Origin of the sequence: Spiribacter roseus, assembly GCF_002813635.1 — a bacterium.
Lineage (GTDB): Bacteria > Pseudomonadota > Gammaproteobacteria > Nitrococcales > Nitrococcaceae > Spiribacter > Spiribacter roseus.
Genome location: NZ_CP016382.1, coordinates 302,794 through 326,737 on the forward strand (window position 1 = coordinate 302,794; position 23,944 = coordinate 326,737).

Here is a 23,944-nt window from a genome sequence, read left to right on the forward strand (position 1 = left end):
TATTGGGAGTCTGCGCATGATTTCGGCCGTTCGGGGGCTTGGAGCCCACCGATACCTGCTGTTGTTCGGCTTTTTAATGGTTTTCCTCTCGGGGCAGGGTCAGACGTTTCTGATCTCGCTCTACGGCGGTGAACTGCGCGCGACCTTCGATCTCAGCAATGCCGAGTTTGGCGGGCTCTACTCGCTCGCTACCCTCATGAGCGGGCTTCTGGTGATCAGTGTTGGCCGGGGGGTCGACCGGTTGCCGCTGCCGGTGTTTACCGCTGGGGTCATCCTGGGGGCAGCCGCGGGCGGTCTGCTGCTTGCGCTGGCGCCGATGGCCTGGCTGCTGGTGCCGGCTTTTCTGCTGCTCCGCCTATGCGGGCAGGGGCTGATGGTGCATGTCGCCCAGACGACGGTGGGCCGCCGTATCGAGACGGGCCGGGGCACGGCGATCAGTATGGTGACGGTTGGTTTCCCGACCGCTGAAGCAGTGATGCCCATGGTGGTGGTGGCGCTCATCGCTGCCTTCGGCTGGCGCGGGAGCTGGCTGCTGCTGGCGTTGTTTCTCGTCATCGTTGCCTTGCCCCTCGCGCTCACGCTGCTCCGGATGGAGAGGCGTTCGATCCAGTCGTCCCGCGATCGGGGATCCGCGGATGCGCTGGCCGGTGAGGAGGAGTCCTTCGGGGCGGCGCCAGGGCGGCGGGACTGGACTCGGGCGGAGGTCCTGCGCGATAGCCGCTTCTATCGTATTCTGCCCGCGCTGCTGGCACCGCCTATCCTGATCACGGCGTTGTTTTTCCATCAGGTACCGATCGCCGAGGCCAAGGGGTGGAGCCTGGAGCTGGTTTCAACGGCGTTTACGGCATTCGCCAGTACGCACGTACTCTCCCTGCTGCTGAGTGGCCCGTTGGTCGACCGAATCGGTGCACAGCGCTTGCTTGGTTTTTATCTATTGCCGCTGCTTTTTGCCCTGGCGGTGGTGGGGTTCGTCCCCGGTGGCTGGGCGGCACCGCTGTATCTGGGGCTCGCCGGGTTGTGCATCGGCACGGCCGGGACGTTGATGGGCGCCCTGTGGCCGGAGCTCTATGGCCTCCGGCATCTGGGCGGGATCCGCGCAATGGCGCACGGGGCGATAGTGCTTGGCACCGCCGCTGGCCCCGTGCTGATCGGTTTTCTACTGGATATCGGTATGAACGTTCCAACCCTTGCGCTGATCATGATGGCCTATCTATCCATCGCGATCCTGCTGGTGCGGCCGGTGGCTGTGGCCGCTAACCCACCGGCACGGTCTGTACTTCGGTGAACTCGAACAGGCCCTCGAGCCCGCCCTCACGGCCAAAGCCGGACTGCTTCATACCGCCGAACGGGGCCTCGGGGGTCGGGCCACTGCCGGTGTTGAGGGCGGCATGGCCGAAGCGCAGCCGGGCGATGACCTGATGGCCCCGCGCCTGATCGGCGGTGAACACATAGGCGGCCAGGCCGAAGTCGGTGTCGTTGGCCATGGCCACGGCCTGGTCCTCGTCATCGAAGCTGATCAGCGGGACCAGCGGGCCGAAGGTCTCTTCGCGGTAGCAGGCCGCGTCGCTGGGCACATCCAACAACACCGTCGGCGGATAGAATGTGCCGGGCAGGCCGCTGGCATCGCCCTGGAAGATCTGCCGGGCACCGCGGTCGAGGGCGTCGCTGACATGCCGCTCGACCTTGGCGACGGCGTTTTCATCAATCAGCGGGCCCAGTTTGGTGCCGGCCGCCATGCCGTCGCCCACGGTCAGGGCCTTGACGCGCACGGCAAGCTTTTCGGCGAACGCCGCGGCGACGTCACGCTGGACGAAGATCCGGTTGGCGCAGACACAGGTCTGCCCGCCCCCCCGAAACTTGTTGCCGATCAACTGATCCGCGGCGTGATCCAGATCGGCATCGGCGAAGACGATGTAGGGGGCATTGCCACCGAGCTCCAGGGTGAGTCGCTTGATCCCCGGCGCTGACTGCTCGATCAGCGTGCGCCCCACCTCGGTGGAACCGGTGAAGCTGATCACCCGCACCGAGGGGGTATCGAACAGCGCATCGGTGATCGGCCCGGCCGAGCCGAGCACCAGATTGGCCTTGCCCGCCGGCAGTCCGACCTCGCGGTCGAGCAGCGTGAACAGCGCGATCATGGTCAGCGGCGTCTTCGACGAGGGCTTGACCACGCTCGCGCAGTCGGCGGCGATCGCCGAGGAGAGCTTTTTCGCGATCATGCCGATGGGGAAGTTCCACGGGGTGATCAGCCCCACCACGCCGGCCGGGCGGTAGTGGATATGCCATTCGCAGTCGCGCGGCCGCTCGTCCAGGGTGTGTGGGGCGAGTGCGTCGATGTGGGTCGCGGCATAGCGGAAGAACCCGGCGGCGTAGTCGGCTTCGCCCTGCGCTTCGGCCAGCGGCTTGCCATGCTCGAGGCAGAGGATGCGACCGATCTCCTCGCGATGCCGCGACAGCGCATCGGCGATGGCATTCAGCCACTCGCGGCGCTGCTCGAGCGTCGCGGGCCGCTCGAGGGCCTGCTCGGCGGCGGCCGTCGCGCGTCGGGTTTCATCGGCGCCCATCGCCGCCACTGCCGCCAGCGGGGCATTATCGACGGGATTGGTCACGGTCAGGGTATGGCCCTTGTCCGCCATCAGCCATTCGTTATTGATGTAACCGCCCAGCGACGGGAGAAGGGGAGAGTCGATCATCAGCTGCCTCGCTTGTGGGTTCGTGCGTTGTGATCAGGACGAAGCGGCAAAACCCTGGGCCTTGTCCACGGGGTTGTTGAGGGCCTCACCGCGCTGCCAGCGCCGGAAGTTGTCGATGAACTGCTCGGACAGGGCGGTCTTCCAGCCAATGAAATCGCCGGCCATATGCGCCGAGAGGTGCACATTGGGTAGATCCCAGAGGGGATGATCGGCGGGCAGCGGCTCGTGCTCGAACACATCCAGCGCCGCGCCGTCGATGGCGCCGTCCTCAAGGGCCGCCACCAGGGCGTCGGTCTGCACGATCGGCCCGCGGCCGATATTGATCAGCCGGGCATGTTCGGCCATGGCCTTGAACTCGGCGGCGCCGAACAGTCCGCGGGTGGCCTCGGTGAGCGGTGCGGCGATGACCACGAAGTCATAGTCGGGCAACAGCGAGAGCAGATCGGCCTGGGCATAGATCGCCCCGAAGTCATCATCCCCGCCGCGCGCGCGGCGCCCCACGCCATCGCACTCGATGCCGATGGCGCTACAGGTGCGCGCGATGCGCCGGCCGATGGCGCCACTGCCCACCACCAGCAGGCGCTGCCCGGCCACCGGCTCGGTCTCGCGGTGCCGCCACTCGTGGGCCTGCTGGAGCTGCCAGTTACCGGCAAAGTCCTTGCAGAAGGCGATGATCTGGCCCAGTACGTATTCGGCGATGCACTGATCGAAAATGCCCCGGGCGTTGGTGACCGGGATGTCGCTGTCGCGCACCGCGGGGATCATAAGTGCGTCGACGCCGGCGCTGGTGGCGTGGATCCATTCCAGCGAATCCGCCGCCGGCCAGGCCTCGGCCAGCGCGTCGGTGCGAAAGTCGGTCACGCAGAGCACGCTCGCGCCGGGCAGCGCGGCCTCGAGACCGGCGGTGTCTTCGGCCACCCGCAGATCGGCGTCATCCTGCAGGGTCTCCATGCCCTGGGGAAGCCCTTCGCCGGGGGCGGTCAGAACAACGATTCGTGGCGGCGCGCCGGCCATGTGAAACCCCTTTTCAACGCCTGATGCTGCAGTGACGGTATACACCCGCCATGGGTGGGTCAACTGGCCTGCAGAGCGCGTCGCGAGGGGCTTGACCGACTTCCCGCCGAGGTCTAGCTTCGCCGTGTTGGGCACTGTTTTTCCACACCGCAGCAAAAGAGGATTGGGCCATGGTGAATCCGGTCGAGATGGAGCAGGGCGACCAGGCCGAGGCGCCGCTTTTCAGTCCGTCTCTGCAGGCGATTCCAATGCCGGGTATCCGGCGGATGATCAACACCGCTGCGGGCATGGAGGATGTGATCCATCTGTCCATCGGCCAGCCCGACTTCCCGACGCCCCCGCACATCGTCGAGGCGCATATCGATGCCCTGCGCGAGGGGTATACGGGCTACACCATGGATGCCGGTCTGCCGGAGCTGCTGAGCGAGCTGGCGCGTTACTACTCGAAGCGCTATGACCGCGAGCTGACCGAGGACAATTTCCTGGTGACCACCGGCGCCACCGAGGCCATGTATCTGGCGCTGACGGCCACCGCGGCGCCCGGTCGGCAGTTCATCGTCACCGACCCGACCTTTCTGCTCTACGCCCCGCTGATCCGTATGAACGGCGGCGAGGTCAAGGTCATCCCGACGCGGCCCGAGCATGGTCACCAGGTCGACCCGCAGGAGGTGATCGACGCCATCGGCATGCGCACCTTCGCGATCGTGCTCAACTCGCCGAGTAACCCCAGCGGGGCGGTCTACCCGCGCGAGACCATCGAGGCCATTGTCCAGGAGGCGGCCTACCGCGGCGTCTATGTGTTCGCCGACGAGGTCTATGACCATATCCTGTTGGATGAGGGGATGGAGTTTCCCAGTGTGATCAACTGCGCGTCGGATCTCGATCACGTGATGTCGGTCTCGAGCTTCTCCAAGACCTTCAGCATGGCCGGCATGCGGATCGGCTGGATGATCTCCAGCCAGGGCGCCATCAAAAAGCTGCGGCGCTATCACATGTTCACCACCACCGTGGCCAGCACGCCGGCGCAGTGGGCCGGGGTGGCCGCGCTCAAGGGCGACATGGCCTGCGTCGACGACATGAACGCCGAGTACCGCCGGCGCCGCGACCGGGTGGTGGAGCTGGTCAGTGAGACACCGCACCTGACCGGCTACGTCCCCCAGGGGGCGTTCTACATCTTCCCGTCGCTGCCGCCACGCACCGATGCCACGGATCTGGCCCTGCGCATGCTCGAGGAGACCGGCGTGTGCGTGATCCCCGGCGATGCCTTTGGTGATACCTGCAGCAACGCCGTGCGGATCAGCTTTTCCAACTCGATGGAGAACATCGAGGAAGCGTTCGCCCGCATGCAGCCGTGGCTGGCCCGACAGAACTTCTGATCAGTCGTCGAGCCACTGCACGCGGTAGAGGTCCAGACGCCGGTCGCGGGCGTTCTGGACCGAGCCCTCGGCCCGGAGCTGGGTGAGCTTGTCCATATCGAGGTCCACCACCAGGGTCATTTCGGTGTTGGGCGTCGATTCGCTGACGATGCCGTCGTGGGGGAAGGCGAAGTCCGAGGGTGAGAACACCGCGGCCTGGGAGTACTGGATCTCGATGTTCTCCACCCGCGGCAGGTTGCCGACACTGCCGGTGATGGCCACATAGCACTCGTTTTCGATGGCGCGCGCCTGGGCACAGCGGCGCACCCGCAGGTAGGCGTTCTTGGTGTCGGTCCAGAACGGCACGAACAGGATCTCCATGCCCTGGTCGGCCAGCAGGCGGCAGGCCTCGGGGAACTCGACGTCGTAGCAGACCAGGATACCGATGCGACCGACGTCGGTGTCGAAGGCCTTCAGCGCATCGCCGCCCTGTACACCCCAGTAGAAACGCTCGTCCGGGGTGGCATGCAGCTTGAAATGGGTGTCCATGGTGCCATCGCGGCGGCACAGATAGGCGACGTTGTAGAGGGCGTTGTCCTCGTACACCGGCATCGAGCCGGCAATGATGTTGATGTTGTAGGACACCGCCATGCGGCTCATGGCATCGGCGATCTCGGTGGTGTACTGGGCGAGCCCGCGCATCGCCTCAGCCGGGTCTTCCTGGTTGAACTGCGCGAGCAGCGGGGCGTTGAACAGCTCCGGAAAGAGGATGAAGTCGCAGTTGTAACCGGCCATGGCGTCGACGAAGAACTCGATGTTCGACATCAGGTCCTCGAAGTTGGTCACCCGGCGCATCTGCCACTGGACCGTACCCACCCGCACGGTGGACTTGCGCCCGCCGATCAGCGAGGTGCGCTCGTTTTCATAGAAAATGTTGTCCCACTGCAGCAGCGTGGCGAACGCGCCCGAGTCCTGATCCTCGGGCAGATAGGCGGTGATCACCCGACGCACATGGAAGTCGTTGGCGAACTGGAACGACAGGATGGGATCGTAGAGTTCGCGTCGCCGGACCCGGTCGATGTACTCCTCGGGTTTCATGGCCTCGGCGTGTTCGCGATAGCCGGGCATGCGTCCGCCGGCGACGATGGCGCGCAGGTTGAGGCTGCGGCACAGCTCCTTGCGCGCATCATAAAGCCGCCGGCCCAGGCGGATGCCGCGGTATTCGGGGTCGACGAAAATATCGACGCCATAGAGCACATCGCCGTTGGGATCGTGATTGGTCAGGTAGCCGTTGCCGATGATGTCGTCGTATTTGTGGCGGTCGCCATAGCGGTCGTAATCGACGATCATGGAGATGGCGCCGGCCACCACACGGCCGTTATCCTCGATACAGATCTGGCCTTCGGCGAAGCGGCTGATCTGCGCGGAGAACTGCTTGCGCGTCCAGGCGCCGCCCAGGTCGGGGTAGACGGCGTCCATGATGTGCTTGATGTCGGGATAATCCGACGGCCGCAGATGACGCAGCCGCAGGTGGTGTTCTTCGGTGGTCGTATCCTGTTCACTCATGCGCCAAGGATATCATTGCCCATCACGGAAAAAGGAGTGCGCGATGACTGACGAGCTTTCCCACGAACAGCGGCAGGCCCTTCGCGAGGCCCTTGAAAACGAGCAGGCGGCGCTGCGCGAGGAGATCCGCGCGGAGGTGCTGGCCGCCGACCTGCATCGCTCCGAGGAGGTGGCGGATCGCGTGCGCGATGCCGGCGACGAGTCGCTGGTGGATCTGCTCGCGGACATCGAGTATGCCGATATCGATCGTCACATCGCCGCGCTGCGAGCCAATGAGGCGGCCCTGCGGGCCTGGCATGAGGGGGGTTACGGGCGCTGTGTCGATTGCGGCGAGCCCATCCCCTTCGAGCGGCTGCAGGCCCTGCCGTCGGCGGCACGCTGCATTGACTGTGAGACCCGCCGCGAGCAGCAGGCAGGAGGCCGGCCGCCACGTCTCTAGCGCGGTGTCTGATGGCCAGCGTGGCGCTGGCGATGATGGTGGTCAGTGCCCCCGGGCGGGCGGCCGTGGATCTGACACTGACCGGCGCCGATGGGGCGCTGGCGGATAATCTGCGTGCCCACGTCGACACCGATGTCTCACTGGAGTCGGATCTGGCCGGGCGTTTCTACCGCGATCAGGTGCGCGAGTCATTGCGCGATGGCGCCGAGGCATTGGGCTATTACGAGGCGCGATTCGACATCACGTTGACCGCTTCGCCGGAGGACTGGCGACTGGACGTGGCCGTCACGCCGGGCCCGCGGGTCCGGGTGCGCAACGTCGAGGTGCGCATCACCGGCGATGGCGCCGATGACCGCGTCCTCGCGGCCCTGAGTGAGCGGCTGCCACTGCGTGCCGGTGAACCCCTCAATCATGCCGACTACGAGCGCAGTAAACGCGCCCTGATCAACGAGGCGCTGCAGCGGGGCTATTTCGACTACCGCTTCACCACCGCCGAACTGGCGGTGAACGTCGACGGGGGCTGGGCGGAGGCCATACTGGTGATGGACGCCGGGGCCCGTTATGCCCTGGGGGAGGTCATGTTCTCGCCGTCGCCGTTCCGCCAGCGCTTCCTGAGCCGGCTGGTCCCGTTCGAGCCGGGCACCCCCTACACCGCCGAGGCGGTGGCGGATCTCAATCAGCGCCTGCTCGACAGTGGCTACTTCACCGACGCCCAGGTCGAGACCCGGCGCGATGCCGGGCCGCCCGCCCGGATACCGGTGCAGGCCGATGTGGTGACCCGTGAACGCAACACCGTCACCACCGGCGCCGGCTACTCCACCGACGAGGGGCCGCGTCTGCAGCTGGGCTATCAGCGCCATTACGTCAATAACCGCGGCCATCAGCTGAGCAGTCAGCTGCGCGTCTCGACGGTGCGCCAGAGCATCGATGCCCGCTACGAGATTCCGCTGGCCGACCCCATCAACGACCATCTCACCCTGAGCACCGCCTGGGAGAACGCCGACATTGAGGACACCCGCAGCGAGCGCTACAGCGTGCGGCTGGCCCGGCGGCAGACATTCACCTCGGGCTGGACGCGCACGCAGTCGCTGCGCTGGCTTGAGGAGCGCTTCACGGTGGGCGTCGACAGCGGCCGCAGCCGATTGGTGCTGCCCGGGATCAGTTTCTCGCGCACTCGGTCGCGCGGTGGGCTCGATCCCGACTGGGGTGATCAGCAGCGCTACTCCCTTGAGGGGGCGAGCGAGGCACTGCTCTCGGATGTGGACATCGCCCGCCTGCGCCTGGACAACACCTGGCTGCGCAGTGTCGGCGAGGCCCACCGCTTCAAGCTCAGTGCCCATCTGGGCGGCGTCGCGACCAGCGACTTCGAGCAGACGCCCACCTCGCTGCGGTTTTTCGCCGGCGGTGATCAGAGCGTGCGCGGGTTCGCCTATCGCAGCCTGGGGCCGAAAGACGACAATGGTGACGTGATCGGCGGCCGTTACCTGACAACCGGCAGTGGTGAGTACAGCTATGGCCTGACCGATGACTGGCGGCTGGCCACCTTTGTGGACGCCGGCAATGCCTACCGCGACCCCAGCGCCTTCGACCCGGCGGTGGGGACCGGTTTTGGTGTGCGCTGGACGTCGCCGGTGGGGCCGCTGCGGCTCGACCTGGCCTGGGGCGTGAGTCGCGAGGACGTGCCGTTTCGCCTGCATTTCTCCATCGGGCCGCCGTTCTGATGCCGGGTCTGCGCAGTCTTCTCATCACTCTGATGCTGGCCGTGCCGCTGGCCGGTGCCTGGCTGATCAGCACCACCGAGGGCGCGCGCTGGCTGGCCGCCCGGGCCCAGGCGTTCGAGCCGGCACTCGCCCTCGAGATCACGGACGGCAGTCTCTGGCACGGCCTGCAGGCCAGGGATCTGCGCTGGCGCGATGGAGACCGCGGCCTGGCGGCGGAGGCCGTGGCGATCGACTGGTCGCCGCGCTGCCTGTTGCGCGGGCAGGTCTGCGTCGATGCGCTGCGCGTCACCGGTCTGCGGCTTGATCTGCCGGCCGGCGAGGCGGCCGCCGCGTCGTCAGCGCCGGCGACCGACCCGCTCGAGGCGTTGCCGCGCCGCCTGTCACTGCCCACCCTGGAATCCCCCGTGCCGGTGCGTCTGGAGCAGCTGCGCATCGACGGACTGAGTGTGCAGCGCGCCGACCGGGCGCTGGCGGCGGGCATCGACGGGCTGCGACTGAGCGCGCACGTGACGGGCCGGCAGCTGGACATCACCGCGCTGTCGGTGGCGGGAACGGCCGGCCGCGCCCGGCTGGAGGCCCGGGTCGACATGGGCGGCGACTGGCCGCTCGAGGCCGACTGGCGTGTTGAGCCGGCCGCCGCGCTGACGGCCGGCGAGTCGCTGACGCTGCAGGGCCGGGGTGAGGGGTCCCTGGCCGATCTGCGTCTCACCGGCTCGGTGAGGGGGGCACGGACCGTGGAGTTTTCCGTCGGCGTCGCAGCGCTTGAAGCCCCGCGACGGCTGGAGGCCCGCATCGCCGCTGGCGACGGCGTCCTCAATCTCCGGGGCCGGGCGGATGAGCGGATTGAGCTGGAGGGGGATCTGCGGGCGCCCTCGCTCGCGCCTTTCTGGCCGGGGCTCGAGGGGCAGCTGCAGGGCGATTTCCGGGTGACCGGCCGGCTGCTGCAACCGTCCCTGAGTGCGGCGCTGACCGCCACGGACCTTCGCGTGGGCGATCTGGCCCTTGAAAACGCCCGGCTCAGTGCCGACTGGAACGGCGCAGAGGGCGGGCGCGCCCGCCTCGAGGTCACCGGGCTGCGGCAGGGCACGGCACTGCGCGGCTCAGGTCAGCTCACGCTGAGCGGGCAACCCGATGATCACCGCATTGACCTGCAGTTCGAGGGCCAGTCCGGGGCGCTGCCGGTGGGGCTGGAGGCCCGACTGATCGGCGGACGCTCGGCGGGAGCGCGGGAGTGGACCGGTCGGCTGCAGCAGGCTTCGCTGACCGTCGACGGGCGGACCGGTCGCCTGCTGGGCACACCGGGACTGACGGTCGGGCCCCAGCGACTGCGCCTCGACGGCCACTGCTGGGCGTGGCGGTCGGTCCGCGCCTGCAGTCAGCCATTGCAGGCCACACCCCGCTCGGCGCAGTGGCGGATCAGCCTGTCCGCCGTGCCGCTGGCGCTGTTGCAGCTGCAGTTGCCGGCAGGGGTCAGCCTGCCCGGCTCGGTCAACGGCACCGCCCGCCTTGAATGGCAGGCCGATACCGGCGCCTCGGCGCGGCTGACACTGGTCAGCCCCGCAAGCCGGATCGAACTGCCCCAGCCTGATCGCGAGCAGCCGCTGGTGCTCGACTACGATCGGATTGTCGTGGACGCCGATCTGACGCCGGCGCGGGCGCAGCTGCGGCTGGGACTGGCCTCGCCTGACATCGGACAGGGCGGTTTTGCCGTGCAGACCGATCCGGGTGATGCCAGCCGTCCGCTGACCGGCCGGGTCTGGCTCGACGGGGTGGGGCTCGCCCCCCTCGCCGGGGCGCTGCCGCAGCTGCGGCGCGCCGAGGGCCGCGTCAGTGCCCGCGGCGAACTGGCGGGCACTCTGGCCGCGCCGCGGTTCCGCGGCACGCTGCGCCTGCGGGACGGGGTGCTGCTGCCCTCGGCCCTGGTCGAGCCATTGACGGCGGTTGATCTGAGCGCCGAGGTGGCCGGTGAAACCGCGCGCCTCAGTGGCGGGTTCGCGGCTGGCGACGGCGAGGCCAGTCTGGACGGTCAGCTGGACTGGGCCGGGGGCACCCTTGAAGGCGCGGTCAACCTTGTGGGCGAAGCGCTGGATGTGCAGGTCGGTAATCTGGCGCGGCTCACGGTCAGTCCGGATATCCGCCTGGGCGTGGGCGCCGAGACCCTGCAACTGACCGGTCGCATCGATGTGCCCCGCGCCCGGATCGAGCCCACCGGCGGGTCGGCGGGGGCGATCCGCCCCTCGCCGGATGCGGTGCGCGTCGATGCCCGGGGCCGGCCGCTGGCACCCGCGGATGAGGCGGAGGCCGGGCGCACGCTGGAAAGCGATCTGCGGCTGCGGTTGGGTGACTCGGTGCGGTTCGCCGCCCGCGGCGCCAGCGGTCGGCTGGCCGGCGGGCTGCGGCTGCGTCAGGTGGGCAGCGAGGGGGCCGAGGCCGAGGGGGTGCTGACCCTGGAGGAGGCCGGCTACGAGGCGTATGGCCAGTCATTGACGGTCCAGCGCGGCCGCCTGGTGTTCAGCGGTCCACTGACCCGGCCGCAGCTTGATATCGAGGCGGTGCGCGAGACCCCCGGGATTACCGCGGGACTGCGCATCACCGGCCCGGCCGATCAGCCCCGGGTGCGGCTGTTCTCGGATCCGGCCATGGCGCAGGCGGACATCCTCGCGGTGCTGCTCACCGGTCGGCCGCCGGGGCAGGCGAGCCCCGGCGAAGAGGCACTGCTGAGCCGGGCGGCGCTGTCACTGGGCGTGTTCGGTGGCGGGCAGCTGGGCGAGTCGCTGGCCAGCGAGCTGGGGGTGGAGGACTTCCAGATCGCCGCCGACGGCCAGGGCGAGGACGCCCAGGTGGCGGTCAGCGGTTATCTCTCCCCCAATCTGATGGTGCGCTATGGCGTCGGGGTGTTCGAACCCACGACCACGCTCAGCCTGCGCTACTACCTGACCCGCCAGTTCTACCTCGAGGCGGTCAGCGGTGCGGAAAGCGCCTTCGACGTATTCTATTCGTTCGACTACGACTGATCGCCGCCGCCCGCGGATGACCCGCTCTGGCGGCGGTTGCCGCCGCTGCGCCGGCTGTTGCCACTGCGGCGGTTGTTCATGCGCGCCGCGGGCTTGAGGTCGTCGACGATCAGCTCGGCGGGCGCCATTTCCGCCGGGATCTTCTGATCGATGTAGCGCTCGATGTCGGGCAGCGAATAGACGTAGGTCTCGCAGGCGAAGCTGATCGCATCACCGGCGGCGCCGGCCCGGGCCGTACGCCCGATGCGGTGCACATAATCCTCGGCATCCTGGGGCAGGTCGTAGTTGATGACGTGACTGACCTCGGGGATATGCAGCCCGCGCGCGGCCACATCGGTGGCGACGAGGATCGGCAGGTCGCCCCCCTGGAATTTCTCCAGCAGCTGCTCGCGCTTGTTCTGCGGGATGTCGCCGGAGATGACGGCGGCCTTGATGTCGTTGCCGATCAGATAGGCGGCCACCCGGTCGGCGTCGCGCTTGGTGTTGACAAACAGCAGGGTGCGCGTGGGCGCCTGCTGGCGCAGTACACCGATGAGCAGGCCGATCTTCTGGTTGTTCTCGACATGGTAGAGGGTCTGGCGGACGCGGTCGGCGGTGATCGTGTCCGACTCGATCTGCACCGACTCGGGCTCGTTCATGTGCTCGTAGGCAAGCTCGCGGACGCGCTCGGACAGCGTCGCCGAGAACAGCATGTTGAGGCGCTGGTCCGGCGCCGGCATGCGCCGCAGCAGATAGCGGATGTCGGCGATGAAGCCCATGTCGAACATGCGGTCGGCCTCGTCGAGCACGCAGACCTCGATATTGTCGAGGCTGAACACCCCCTGCTTGAAAAAGTCGATGATCCGCCCCGGTGTGCCGATCAGCACGTCGGTGCCGCGCTCCAGGGCCTTGCGCTGGCTTTCGTAGCCGGTGCCGCCGTAGATGCAGGCAAAGTCCATGCCGGTGAACCAGCCGAGCCGTTCGGCATCCTTGTGAATCTGCAGGGCGAGCTCGCGGGTGGGCGCCAGGATGATGGCCCAGGGGCCTTTCTTGTCGGCGGCCACCGGGCGCGACATCAGCCAGTGCATGGTGGCCAGCAGAAAGGCCGCCGACTTGCCGGTGCCGGTCTGGGCCTGGCCGGCCACGTCGCGGCCCTCGAGGGCGATGGGCAGGGCCGCGGCCTGGATCGGCATGCACTGCTCGAAGCCGGCCTCGCGCAGGCCTGTGTGAAGGGATTCGTGAAGTCCGAGGGACTCGAAAGCGGTGTCAGAGAGATGATTTTGTTCCATGACCGCCGAGGATACCGTATTGATCGCTTTTATGCCCCTCGTCGATGTCGTCCGCAATCCGTACACTAATGGTACGCATTCAATGAGGAGCCAAAATGAGCGACGTACAGGAAAGCATCCGCGAGCAGGTCGAAGGCAATCCGGTGATTCTCTACATGAAAGGCTCACCGCAGTTCCCGCAGTGCGGGTTCTCGATGCGCGCCGCCCAGGCCCTGGCGGGCTGCGGTGTGGAGTTCGCCTATGTCAACGTGCTCGAGGACGAAGGCATCCGTCAGGGCATCAAGGAATACGGCAACTGGCCGACCATCCCGCAGCTGTATGTGAACGGCGAGCTGCTCGGTGGCTGTGACATCATCATGGAGATGCACGAGTCCGGCGAGCTGCAGGAGGCGGTCAAGGCCGCCACGCCCGACGCTTAGGCGCCGGGTGCGTCGAGGGGATGCCCGTGGGCGGCATCCCAGCGATTGACGATGGTGCAGAACAGCTCGGCGGTCTTCTCGGCATCGTAGATCGCCGAGTGGGCCTCACGGGCGTCCCAGTGAATCCCCGCCGCCGCAATGCCCCGCGCCAGTACCGTCTGGCCGTAGGCAAGCCCGGACAGCGTGGCGGTGTCAAAGCACGAGAATGGGTGAAACGGATTGCGCTTGATGCCGCACCGCTTCACCGCCGCGTTCAGAAACCCCAGATCAAACCAGGCGTTATGTCCCACCAGCACGGCACGGCTGCAGTCGTTGGCGCGGATCGCCTCACGCACGGGCTGAAAGACATAGCGTAGGGCCTCGTCCTCGGGCACCGCCATGCGCAGCGGGTGGTCGGGGTCGATCCCGTTGAATTCCAGCGACTTCGGGTCGAGGTGGGCACCTTCGAAGGCCTCGACGTGGGTGGTGAAGGTCTCGCCGTTATAAAGCCGGCCGGCGTCGTCCATTTTCACGATCACCGCGGCGATCTGCAGCATGGCGTCTGTGGCGGCATTGACGCCGCCGGTTTCGATGTCGACGACCACGGGCAGAAAGCCGCGGAATCGCTGGTTGATGGGGCGGGCGTTCATGCGGACTCCGTCTGCGGGTCGCTGGCCAGCGACCAGTCAATGGTGCCACCGGCGCGCAGCGGTACGATGCGTGCGTCGCCATAGGGCAGGGTATCCGGCAGGCGGCGTGCCTGCCGAGTCAGTGTCAGGGTGTCAGTGGCACGCGGCAGGCCGTAGAAGTCGGCGCCGAAATGGCTGGCAAAGCCCTCCAGCCGATCCAGCGCACCGGCCTGCTCGAAGGCCTCGGCATAGAGTTCGATGGCGAGCGGGGCGGTGAAGACGCCGGCGCAGCCGCAGGCGTTTTCCTTGGCCGACTGGGCATGGGGCGCGCTGTCGGTGCCGAGGAAGAATCGCGGATGCCCACTGGTGGCGGCCTCGAGCAGGGCGGCGCGATCCCTCTCGCGCTTGAGGATCGGCAGGCAGTAGTGGTGGGGACGGATCCCGCCGGCGAGCAGATCATTGCGGTTCATCAGCAGGTGCTGCGGGGTGATGGTGGCGCCGAGCCGTTCGGGCCCCTGGCGCACGAAATCCACCGCGGTCGCCGTGGTGAGATGCTCGAGCACGACGCGCAGGTGGCGGTGGCGGTCGAGCAGGGGCGCAAGGCGCTCGTCGAGGAAAACCGCCTCACGATCAAAGATATCCGTTTCGGGATGGGTGACTTCGCCATGCAGGCAGAGCGTGAGGTCGTGCTCGGCGATGGCGGCGAGCGCCTCGTCGCAGCGGCGCAGATCGGTCACGCCCGAGTCGCTGTTGGTGGTCGCCCCAGCGGGGTAGAGCTTGACCGCGTGGATGAACCCGGTGGCCGCCGCGCGCTCGATCTCGCGCGCCGGCGTGTTGTCGGTCAGATACAGCGTCATCAGTGGCTCGAACCGGCTTCCCGCGGGGCGGGCCGCAAGGATCCGCTCGCGATAGGCGGCGACCGCGTCGGTGGTGGTCAGCGGCGGTGTCAGGTTGGGCATGATGATGGCGCGGCCAAAGCGCGCCGCGCTCCAGTGCACGACATCCGCCAGCGCAGCGCCGTCGCGCAGGTGCAGGTGCCAGTCGTCGGGTCGGGTGATGGTCAGCGTTTCCATGGCGGGAGTATATCAGGGCCACCGGCCGGCGCCTTGATTCTCCGCGCCGGCGCGCCGATCATTGCGGCACGAACCCGCTCCCAATCCCGCAATTCGAGAGAGCAATCCATGAGCACAATCAAAAAGGTGGTTCTGGCCTACTCCGGTGGCCTGGATACCTCGGTCATCCTGCAGTGGCTGCGCGATCACTACCAGTGCGAGGTCGTGACCTTCACCGCCGACCTGGGACAGGGTGAGGAGCTCGAGCCCGCCCGCGCCAAGGCGAAGGATCTGGGCGTCGAGGAGATCTATATCGATGACCTGCGCGAGGAGTTCGTGCGCGATTTCGTCTTTCCGATGTTCCGCGCCAACGCCCTCTACGAGGGTGAATACCTGCTCGGCACCTCCATCGCACGGCCGCTGATCGCCAAGCGCCAGATCGAGATCGCCCGCGAGACCGGCGCCGACGCCGTCTGCCATGGCGCCACCGGCAAGGGCAACGATCAGGTGCGCTTCGAGCTCGGCTATTACGGCCTCGAGCCCGGCATTCATGTCATCGCGCCGTGGCGTGAGTGGGACCTCAACTCCCGCGAGCGTCTGCTCGCCTACGCCGAGGATCGCGGCATCCCCATCGAGGGCAGGACCGAGGGCGGCGGATCGCCCTATTCCATGGATGCCAACCTGTTGCATATCTCCTATGAGGGCGGCGTGCTGGAGGACACCTGGACCCCGGCCGAGGAGAATATGTGGCGCTGGAGCGTCGCGCCCGAGGCGGCGCCGGATACGCCCACCGAGATCGAGCTGACCTTCGAGGGCGGTGATCCGGTGGCCATCAACGGCGAGTCGCTGGCGCCGCACGAAATGCTCTCGCGACTCAATCAGCTGGGCAATGACAACGGCATCGGGCGGATCGACATTGTCGAGAACCGCTATGTCGGCATGAAGTCCCGCGGCTGTTACGAAACCCCCGGTGGCACCATCCTGCTGCGGGCCCATCGCGCCATCGAATCGATCACCCTCGACCGCGAATCGGCGCATCTCAAAGACGAGCTCATGCCGCGCTACGCCGAGCTGATTTACAACGGCTACTGGTGGAGTCCTGAGCGCGAGGCGCTGCAGGCGCTGATCAACCAGACCCAGACCCGGGTGAATGGCGTGGTCCGGCTCAAGCTCTACAAGGGCAATGTCATCGTGCTGGGCCGGCGCTCGGCCACCGACAGCCTGTTCGATGACAGCATCGCCACCTTCGAGGACGATGCCGGCGCCTACGACCAGAAGGACGCTGAAGGCTTCATCAAGCTCAATGCCCTGCGGCTTCGGGTGGCTGCCCGGCGCGGTGAATAGGCCGGTACGTTGACCCACCACGGGTCGCGGTTTAGATTGGAATTATTACAATTTCTGATCGACAGGGGGTCCTGATGCAGCGCAGACGCGACGGCTGGATAGCGCGGGCGGCGGTCATGGCCGTCGGCCTTGCGCTGACTTCGGTCGCCCCGGCGGCCCCCAGCGTGCTGGCCACCACCGGCATGGTCGCGGATCTGGTGGATCGCATCGGCGGCGAGTGCATCGAGACCGAGGCACTGATGGGCCCGGGCATCGACCCCCATCTCTATCGCGCCGCCGCCTCCGATGTGCAGGCGTTTCAGTCGGCGTCGCTGATCGCCTACAACGGCCTGGGGCTGGAAGGTCAGCTCGATAGCGTCCTGCGGCGGTTCGGCGAGCGCCGGCCAACGCTGGCGGTGGCCGAGGCGGCGGCCGCGGCCGGGCCGGTTGATCTGATTCAGACGGACGGCGACAGCGCACCCGATCCGCATGTCTGGATGGATGCCGCGCTCTGGTCGCAGGCGATCACGCCCACGGTGGAGGCGCTTCGTCAGGTGGTGCCGGACTGCACGGCCGGGCTGCGTGAGCGGGCCTCCGCCCTGAGGGAACAGCTCGGCGCGCTGGATGCGTGGATGCGCGCCAGCATCGCCAGTATTCCGGCGGGTCAGCGCGTGCTGCTGACCGCGCATGATGCCTTTGGCTATTACGGTCGGGCTTACGATATCGAGGTGCGCGGCATCCAGGGTATCAGCACCACCGCCGAGGCGAGCGTGGCCGATATCCAGGCCAACGCCCGCCTGATCGCCGAGCGGGGACTGCCGGCCCTGTTCGTCGAGAGTACGATCAACCCGCGCACGGTGGACGCGGTGGTGGCGGCGGCCCGCGAGCGCGGGGCCGAGGTGGTCATTGGCGATACCCTCTATGGCGATGCCCTGGGCGAGTCCGGGACGCTCGCTGACAGCCTGCCGGGCCTGCTCATTCACAACACCGCGGCCATCACCCGCGAGCTGGGTGGTGAGCGCGCACCGTTGCCGGCGGCGCTGAGCGACTGGCGGGCGCCGCTGCGCGCGCGCCACGGAGGCGAGTGATGGCCGCCATGGATCCGCCGGCCGGAGAACGCCCGTCGGCGCGCTGGGCCCTGCATACCGAGGATCTGACCGTCAGCTACGGTGATCGTCCGGCGCTCTGGGACATCGACCTGAACATCCCGCCGGGTGTGCTCGCCGGCGTCATCGGCCCCAACGGCGCGGGCAAGAGCACCCTGCTCAAGGCGGTGCTGGGTCTGGTGCCGCTGTCGGCGGGCCATGTCCGTCTGTTCGGCCGCCGCTATCGCGAGCAGCGCCAGAAGGTGGGCTATGTACCGCAGCGATCGTCGGTGGACTGGGACTTTCCCACCACCGCCGTCGATGTGGTGACCATGGGGTTATACGGCCAGCTTGGCTGGCTGCGCTGGCCGGGGCGCCGCGAGCGCGACCGGGCCCTGCGGGCGCTGGAGGAGGTGGGCATGGAAATGCTGGCCGACCGCCAGATCAGCGAGCTCTCGGGCGGTCAGCAGCAGCGCGTGTTCATTGCCCGGGCGCTGGTCCAGCAGCCCGACATCCTGCTGCTCGATGAGCCCATGGCCGGAGTCGATGCGACCACCGAGCGCAGCATCATCGAGATCCTCGGGCGACTGCGTGACGAGGGGCGCACCATCATCCTCGTGCATCACGACCTGCAGACCGTGGAGCGCTATTTCGACTGGCTGGTCTTTCTGAACGTGCGCGTCATTGCGGCGGGCCCCATCGGCTCGGTGTACACGGCGCGCAACCTGCGGCGGGCCTATGGCGGTCAGGTCGCGCTGCTGGACGAGGGCGGTCAGGCAACCGGGACGCGGGATGATGGCGACGCTGCTGACTGATTACACCCTGCAGAACGTCCTGCTCGGGGCGGTGCTGATCGGGGTGATCAGCGGTGTGCTCGGCTCGTTCGCGGTGCTGCGGCGCCAGAGCCTGCTGGGCGACACCCTCTCGCACGCGGCGCTGCCCGGGGTGTGCATCGGCTTCATGCTGGCGGGTGCCCGGGATCTTGGCAGCATCATGGGCGGTGCGCTGGTGACGGCCGTGGCGGCGGCGCTGATGACCGTGGCCATCACCCGGCATACCCGGCTCAAGATGGACGCGGCACTGGCCGCGACGCTCAGCCTCGGTTTTGCCCTGGGGGTGGTGCTGCTGACCTGGATCCAGTCCCATGGCGGGGCGGCGCAGGCCGGTCTCGACAGCTTCCTGTTCGGTCAGGCGGCCGCCACCACGCGGGCCGACCTCTACCCGATGATGGCGCTGGTGGGCATCAGTCTGCTGGGGGTCGTGCTCCTGTGGAAGCCGCTCAAGGTGATGACCTTTGACCCGACCTTCGCGGCGGTGGTGGGCCTGCCGGTGCACCGGCTCGAGGCGCTGCTCACCGCGATGATCGCCCTTGCGGTGGTCACCGGGCTGCAGATGGTGGGCGTGGTGCTGATGACGGCCATGGTGATCGCCCCGGGTGCCGCGGCGCGTCAGTGGTGCGGCAGTCTGATGGGCATGGTCCTGCTCTCGGCGCTGCTCGGCGCCCTGGCGGGGGTCGTGGGCGGACTTGGCAGCGCCCTCGCGCCGGGGCTTTCCACCGGGCCGCTGATTGTCCTGACCGCCACGCTCATCGCCCTGGTCTCGCTCCTGGTGGCACCGCACCGGGGGCTCGTCCCACAGTGGTGGCGGCAGCGCCGGCGGCGCCGCTCGACGTCCACCGACCGCATTCTGGGAACGCTCTACGAGCTCGCCCGCGAGCACGATGACTGGCGGTATCGGGTTGAACAGGGGGCCGTGGACGCCTACCACGGCATGGTCACCGAGCCGCAGCTGGTCACGCTGGCCGAGCGTGGGCTGGTCACGCCGGTTCAGCATCTCCCCGACGAAGGGCCGCACTGGCAGTTGACCGAGGCCGGGGTCGATCACGCCGCGGCCCGCGAAAGGCGTCAGCGCGGCGGCCGCCGGAGGCGATCATGACTCTGCTTGCCGAGCCCCTGGTCGCGATCCTGGTCACCGGGATGCTGGTGGGCACCAGTGCCGCACTGCTGGGCAGTTTCCTGGTGCTGCGCGGCAACAGCATGCTCGCCGATGCGATCAGCCATTCAATCCTGTTCGGCATTGCCGTGGCCTGGCTGCTGTCGGGGCAGACCAGTGGGCCGGTGCAGATCGCCGGTGCCGCGCTCAGTGGTGTGCTCGCGGTGTTTCTCATCGAGACGCTGACGCGCACGCGGCGGCTGCGCGATGATGCCGCCACCGGTCTGGTGTTTCCGGCGCTTTTCAGTGCCGGCGTTCTGCTGATCAATGTGACCGCGCGGGATGTGCATCTCGATGAGCACACCGTGCTGTTGGGGGAAGTGGGTTTTGTCTGGCTGGACACGGTGACCATCGCCGGTATCGAGCTGCCCCGGGCGATGCTGGCCACCGGCGTGATGCTGCTGCTGGATGCCGCATTCGTGCTGGCCTTCTACAAGGCGCTCAAGCTCGCCACGTTCGACCCCGATCTGGCGCGGGCGCTGGGCCTGGCCCCGGGGATCATTTTCTACGCCCATCTGGCGCTGGTCAGTGGCACGGCGGTGGCGGCCTTTGATGCCGTCGGCGTCGTGCTGTTCATTACCTTTGTGGTGGTGCCGCCGGCCACGGCCTATCTGCTGACCCGGCGCCTGCTGCCGATGATCGCCCTGGCCATGCTGATCGCCGCGCTGAGCGCGCCGCTCGGCTATGCGCTGGCGATCGCGCTGAATGTCTCGATCGGCGGGTCGATGGCGCTGGCCAACGGGCCGTTTCTGCTGGCCGCCTATGGCTGGCAGCGCTGGCGTGGCGGACGGCGCGCCGCGCCGGCGTCAGCGGCCTACTCCGATCCGCCGTCGGCGTAGTGGTGACGGTCGGGGAACTCGCAGAGGTCGTAGAGGGGGCAGGCCCCGCAGCGCGGCCGGCGAGCAAGGCAGGTATAGCGGCCGTGCAGGATCAGCCAGTGATGGGCGTCCTGCAGAAATTCCTTCGGTACCTGGCGCATTAATCTGTCTTCCACGGCCCGGACGGTTTTGCCTTTCGCAATGCCCGTGCGGTTGGCGACCCGGAAGATGTGGGTGTCGACGGCCATGGTGGGTTCGCCGAAGGCCGTGTTGAGCACGACATTCGCCGTCTTGCGGCCGACGCCGGGCAACGCCTCGAGGGCCTTGCGGTCGTGGGGCACCACGCCATCGTGAGACGCCACCAGGGCCTCGCAGGTGGCGATGATGTTCTTCGCCTTGCTATTGAAAAGCCCGATGGTGCGGATGTAGTCCCGCAGGCCGTCTTCGCCCAGGGCGAGGATCGCGCCCGGGGTATTGGCATCGCGGAAGAGCGGCCCGGTGGCCTTGTTGACGCCGCGGTCGGTGGCCTGGGCCGACAGGATGACCGCGATGAGCAGCTCGAAGGGCGTCGAGTAGTTGAGCTCGGTGGTGGGCTGCGGGTTGGCCTCGCGCAACCGCTCGAAGATGGCCCGGCGCTTGTCGCGGTTCACGACCCGCGACCCCGTTGACGTCGCTTTGCCCGCACCCGGGCCAGGGCCGCCTTCGCGGTCTCGCGGCGGGCCTCGCGATCGGGCAGCGCCGGCGCCGTCGGCGTGGTGGGCGTGGCGCGTTGGGTCTCACGTCGCTGGCGGCGCTTTTCCTCACGCCGGGCTTGGCGCTGCAGCAGGCGTTGCTGGCGGGCGTTAAAGCGCCGCCGGGCACGATCCCGGCGCTGTTGCTGCTGATCGACGGGCTCGGCCTCGCGCTCGGTGGGCAGCATATGAATGCAATCCACCGGGCAGGGGGCCAGGCACAGATCGCAGCCTGTGCACTCCTCGGGGATGACCGTGTGCATGCGCTGACGGGCGCCGACGATGGCATCCACCGGGCAGGCCTGGATGCATTTGGTACAGCCAATGCATACCGACTCGTCGATCCAGGCCACCCGCGGCGGCCGGTAGTCGCCATGTTCGGGGTTGAGGGGCGGTGCCGGCCGGTCCAGCAGCTGCGCCAGCGCATCGATGGTGGCCTGACCGCCGGGCGGGCACTGGTTGATCTCCGCCTCGCCCTGCGCGATGGCCTCGGCGTAGGGTCGGCAACCGGGATAACCGCACTGCTCGCACTGCGTCTGGGGCAGCAGGGCGTCGATGCGCTCGGTCACGGAGGCCCCGCCGCTCATGCCGGTTTCAGGTTATCCCGTGATTCTTCGATCATCGCCTCGATGGCGGCCGGATCCACCCGGGTCATCAGCGGCTTGAACGTGTCGATCCGGTGATCCAGCAGCGGCTGGCCGGCATCGGCCCACTCCATGGGCGGTATCTGCAGGAAGCGCTCCGCCGCGGCGGCGGTATCCGGCAGCACCGGTTTGAGGTAGAGCATCAGCACCCGGAACAGGTTGAGCCCGGTGGTGTTGATGGCCTGCACCGCCTCGGCCTGGTCGGGATCCTTCGCCAGCACCCAGGGCTTTTTCTCGTCGATGTACTGGTTGGCCTCGTCGGCCAGGGCCATCACCTCGCGCACCACCCGGGCATAGGCGCGGTCCTCATAATGCCCGCCGATCACCTCGGCCCGGGCGCTCATGCGCCGGAACAGCTCCGGGGCGTCCAGACGCGGACCCAGCCATCCTTCGGAGCGCTTGTTGATGAAGCCCGCACAGCGGCTGGCGATGTTGACCAGCTTGCCCACCAGATCGGCATTCACCCGCTGGGTGAAATCCTCCAGGCTCAGATCGATATCATGCACGCCGGCGCCCAGTTTGGCGGCGAAGTAGTAGCGCAGGTACTCGGCATTCAGATGCCGCCGGTAGGTTTCCGCCATGATGAAGGTGCCGCGTGACTTCGACATCTTCTGCCCGTCCACGGTGAGAAAGCCGTGGGCGCAGACCCGGGTCGGCGTCCGGAAGCCGGCGCCGTGCAGCATCGCCGGCCAGAACAGGGCGTGGAAGTAGACGATGTCCTTACCGATGAAGTGGTACAGCTCGGTGTCGGAATCGGCGTTCCACCATTCGTCAAAATCCAGGCCCTGGCGGTTGCACAGGTCCTGGAAACTGGCCATGTAGCCGATCGGGGCGTCCAGCCAGACGTAGAAATACTTGTCATCGGTATCCGGGATGCGGAAACCGAAGTAGGGCGCATCGCGGGAGATGTCCCAGGCGCGCAGGCCGGCGTCGAACCACTCCTGGAGTTTGTTCGAGACCTCGTCCTGCAGACCCTCACTCGAGGCCCATTCGCGCAGCATGGGCTCGAAGTCCTGGAGGCGGAAGAAGTAGTGCTCGGACTCGCGCTGGACCGGGGCCTCGCCCGAAATCACCGACACCGGGTTGCGCAGCTCGTCGGGGGAATAGCTCGCCCCGCAGGCCTCGCAGTTGTCGCCGTACTGGTCATCGGCGCCGCAGCGCGGGCAGGTGCCCTTGATGTAGCGGTCCGGCAGGAACATGCCCTCGTGCCCGTCGTAGGCCTGGGTGATGGTCCGGCGGTCGATCCAGCCGCCATCACGCAGCCGCGTGTAGATGAGCTCGGCGTAGTGGCGATTTTCCTCGGAGTGGGTGGTGTAGTAGTTGTCGAAGGCGATCCCGAAGCTGGCGAAGTCGCGCCGATGCTCGGCGCCGACCCGCTCGATCAGTGTCTCGGGTGTGATCCCCTGCTCGCGGGCCTTGAGCATGATGGGCGTGCCGTGGGCGTCGTCGGCGCAGACATACCAGCACTCGTTACCCTGCAGCTTCTGGAAGCGCACCCAGATGTCGGTCTGGATGTATTCGACGAGATGGCCCAGATGGATCGGCCCATTGGCATAGGGTAGGGCGCTGGTGACCAGGATCTTGCGCGCCATGCACACTCCGCGTTGGCAGTCAGGAAACCCGCATTATGCCAGAGGCGAAGCCAGTCGCGGAGCCTGCGGCCGGTTGAGGGCGGCGATGATCGCGCGGGTGGCGGCGGCCGGCGAGTGCCTGCCGACATCAACACTGATTTCGGCATAGTGGCGGTACAGCGCCTCGCGCTCGGCGTAGAGGTCTTCGAGGCTCTGGTCGGCGGCGCGGGCCAGGCCGCGGGTGTCGACGTCGGTGACCCGCTCGAGCAGCACCGCCAGATCGGCATGCAGGTGCACGAGGATGCCGTCGGCCTGCAGCGCGGCCATCGCCGCCGGGCTGTAGACGGCGCTGCCGCCGGTGGCGATGACATGGCCGCGGCACTGGAGTGCGGCGAGGGTATCGGCCTCGAGGGTGCGCAGGGCGCGGTGGCCGCGGGTATCGACGATCGCCTGCAGGGTTTCCCCCTCGCGGGTCTCGATCAGGGCATCGGTGTCAGTGAACCCGAGCCCGAGGGCGGTGGCCACGGACTGCCCCAGGGTGGACTTGCCGGCCCCCGGCATGCCGATGAGGACCAGGTTGTGGCGGTCGTCGGTCATGCCGTGAATCTGCCGCAACGCGACGCCGGCGGCA

General features: G+C 67.7%; 19 protein-coding genes and 2 pseudogenes. 11 read left to right on the forward strand and 10 right to left on the reverse strand.

Annotated features, from left to right (window positions below):
• Positions 1–16: 16 nt before the first annotated feature.
• A complete protein-coding gene (locus BBH56_RS01540) occupies positions 17–1,285 on the forward strand; it encodes an MFS transporter (RefSeq protein WP_148121709.1) in 1,269 nt (422 codons plus the stop codon).
• On the opposite strand, the gene BBH56_RS01545 is transcribed toward BBH56_RS01540, so the two are convergent.
• Both BBH56_RS01545 and BBH56_RS01550 read right to left on the reverse strand, forming a co-directional pair.
• Positions 1,254–2,693: an NAD-dependent succinate-semialdehyde dehydrogenase gene (locus BBH56_RS01545; RefSeq protein ID WP_148121710.1), complete on the reverse strand. Its 1,440-nt coding sequence runs from the start codon at positions 2,691–2,693 to the stop codon at positions 1,254–1,256. The genes BBH56_RS01540 and BBH56_RS01545 overlap by 32 nt on opposite strands.
• A gap of 33 nt (positions 2,694–2,726) precedes the next feature.
• On the reverse strand, positions 2,727–3,707 hold the full coding sequence (locus BBH56_RS01550) for a D-2-hydroxyacid dehydrogenase (RefSeq protein WP_148121711.1): 981 nt from the start codon (positions 3,705–3,707) through the stop codon (positions 2,727–2,729).
• A 170-nt stretch (positions 3,708–3,877) separates the two neighbouring features.
• Between BBH56_RS01550 and BBH56_RS01555 the strand changes: the two genes are divergently transcribed.
• Positions 3,878–5,083 carry a pyridoxal phosphate-dependent aminotransferase gene (locus BBH56_RS01555; protein ID WP_144347806.1) on the forward strand — a complete coding sequence of 402 codons (1,206 nt, stop codon included), beginning with the start codon at positions 3,878–3,880 and terminating at the stop codon, positions 5,081–5,083.
• Here the strand turns inward: BBH56_RS01555 and BBH56_RS01560 are convergent, their stop codons facing one another.
• Positions 5,084–6,628 (reverse strand): bifunctional GNAT family N-acetyltransferase/carbon-nitrogen hydrolase family protein, encoded by a 1,545-nt coding sequence (locus tag BBH56_RS01560; RefSeq protein WP_148121712.1) that lies wholly within the window; start codon positions 6,626–6,628, stop codon positions 5,084–5,086. It abuts the gene before it with no gap.
• A gap of 43 nt (positions 6,629–6,671) precedes the next feature.
• Here BBH56_RS01560 and BBH56_RS01565 point away from each other — a divergent pair, with 43 nt between their 5' ends.
• Genes BBH56_RS01565 through BBH56_RS01575 form a run of 3 tightly spaced genes read left to right on the forward strand, consistent with a single transcriptional unit; the run spans position 6,672 to position 11,802 of the window.
• Complete coding sequence (locus tag BBH56_RS01565) at positions 6,672–7,067, forward strand: TraR/DksA family transcriptional regulator (protein ID WP_110883222.1); 396 nt, start codon at positions 6,672–6,674, stop codon at positions 7,065–7,067.
• An 11-nt stretch (positions 7,068–7,078) separates the two neighbouring features.
• A complete protein-coding gene (locus BBH56_RS01570) occupies positions 7,079–8,788 on the forward strand; it encodes an autotransporter assembly complex protein TamA (RefSeq protein WP_148121713.1) in 1,710 nt (569 codons plus the stop codon).
• Complete coding sequence (locus BBH56_RS01575; RefSeq protein WP_148121714.1) at positions 8,788–11,802, forward strand: translocation/assembly module TamB domain-containing protein; 3,015 nt, start codon at positions 8,788–8,790, stop codon at positions 11,800–11,802. The genes BBH56_RS01570 and BBH56_RS01575 overlap by 1 nt, the downstream gene beginning before the upstream one ends.
• Here the strand turns inward: BBH56_RS01575 and BBH56_RS01580 are convergent.
• A complete protein-coding gene (locus BBH56_RS01580) occupies positions 11,793–13,070 on the reverse strand; it encodes a DEAD/DEAH box helicase (protein ID WP_148121715.1) in 1,278 nt (425 codons plus the stop codon). The genes BBH56_RS01575 and BBH56_RS01580 overlap by 10 nt on opposite strands.
• Positions 13,071–13,165: 95 nt before the next feature.
• Here BBH56_RS01580 and grxD point away from each other — a divergent pair, with 95 nt between their 5' ends.
• On the forward strand, positions 13,166–13,489 hold the full coding sequence (gene grxD, locus BBH56_RS01585; RefSeq protein WP_110883218.1) for a Grx4 family monothiol glutaredoxin: 324 nt from the start codon (positions 13,166–13,168) through the stop codon (positions 13,487–13,489).
• On the opposite strand, the gene rnt is transcribed toward grxD, so the two are convergent.
• Both rnt and pyrC read right to left on the reverse strand, forming a co-directional pair.
• The gene (rnt, locus tag BBH56_RS01590; RefSeq protein ID WP_148121716.1) at positions 13,486–14,118 is read right to left on the reverse strand and encodes a ribonuclease T; all 633 of its coding nucleotides are present in this window, start codon (positions 14,116–14,118) and stop codon (positions 13,486–13,488) included. The two genes, grxD and rnt, sit on opposite strands and share 4 nt — an antisense overlap.
• Positions 14,115–15,170, reverse strand: coding sequence for a dihydroorotase (gene pyrC, locus BBH56_RS01595; RefSeq protein WP_148121717.1), 1,056 nt, complete (start codon positions 15,168–15,170; stop codon positions 14,115–14,117). The genes rnt and pyrC overlap by 4 nt, the downstream gene beginning before the upstream one ends.
• A 108-nt stretch (positions 15,171–15,278) precedes the next feature.
• Between pyrC and BBH56_RS01600 the strand changes: the two genes are divergently transcribed.
• From BBH56_RS01600 to BBH56_RS01620, 5 genes are all read left to right on the forward strand, one after another.
• Complete coding sequence (locus tag BBH56_RS01600) at positions 15,279–16,493, forward strand: argininosuccinate synthase (protein ID WP_144347798.1); 1,215 nt, start codon at positions 15,279–15,281, stop codon at positions 16,491–16,493.
• A gap of 74 nt (positions 16,494–16,567) precedes the next feature.
• Positions 16,568–17,560, forward strand: a complete 993-nt coding sequence (locus BBH56_RS01605) for a metal ABC transporter solute-binding protein, Zn/Mn family (RefSeq protein ID WP_198515233.1) — start codon at positions 16,568–16,570, stop codon at positions 17,558–17,560.
• On the forward strand, positions 17,560–18,372 hold the full coding sequence (locus BBH56_RS01610; RefSeq protein ID WP_318262568.1) for a metal ABC transporter ATP-binding protein: 813 nt from the start codon (positions 17,560–17,562) through the stop codon (positions 18,370–18,372). Before BBH56_RS01605 ends, BBH56_RS01610 begins: the two co-directional genes overlap by 1 nt.
• Positions 18,350–19,492 carry a metal ABC transporter permease gene (locus BBH56_RS01615; RefSeq protein ID WP_318262569.1) on the forward strand — a complete coding sequence of 381 codons (1,143 nt, stop codon included), beginning with the start codon at positions 18,350–18,352 and terminating at the stop codon, positions 19,490–19,492. The genes BBH56_RS01610 and BBH56_RS01615 overlap by 23 nt, the downstream gene beginning before the upstream one ends.
• The gene (locus tag BBH56_RS01620; protein ID WP_148121719.1) at positions 19,489–20,388 is read left to right on the forward strand and encodes a metal ABC transporter permease; all 900 of its coding nucleotides are present in this window, start codon (positions 19,489–19,491) and stop codon (positions 20,386–20,388) included. The genes BBH56_RS01615 and BBH56_RS01620 overlap by 4 nt, the downstream gene beginning before the upstream one ends.
• Here BBH56_RS01620 and nth read toward each other — a convergent pair.
• From nth to BBH56_RS01640, 4 genes and pseudogenes are all read right to left on the reverse strand, one after another.
• Positions 20,364–21,017 (reverse strand): endonuclease III, encoded by a 654-nt coding sequence (nth, locus tag BBH56_RS01625; protein WP_148121720.1) that lies wholly within the window; start codon positions 21,015–21,017, stop codon positions 20,364–20,366. The two genes, BBH56_RS01620 and nth, sit on opposite strands and share 25 nt — an antisense overlap.
• Positions 21,018–21,235: 218 nt before the next feature.
• Positions 21,236–21,667 (reverse strand): annotated as a pseudogene (rsxB, locus tag BBH56_RS09670) (electron transport complex subunit RsxB); the annotation flags it as partial.
• 26 nt (positions 21,668–21,693) lie between these two features.
• A pseudogene (metG, locus tag BBH56_RS01635) lies at positions 21,694–23,334 on the reverse strand (methionine--tRNA ligase); the annotation flags it as partial.
• A gap of 33 nt (positions 23,335–23,367) precedes the next feature.
• Positions 23,368–23,910 (reverse strand): shikimate kinase, encoded by a 543-nt coding sequence (locus tag BBH56_RS01640; protein WP_148121722.1) that lies wholly within the window; start codon positions 23,908–23,910, stop codon positions 23,368–23,370.
• Positions 23,911–23,944: the final 34 nt, after the last annotated feature.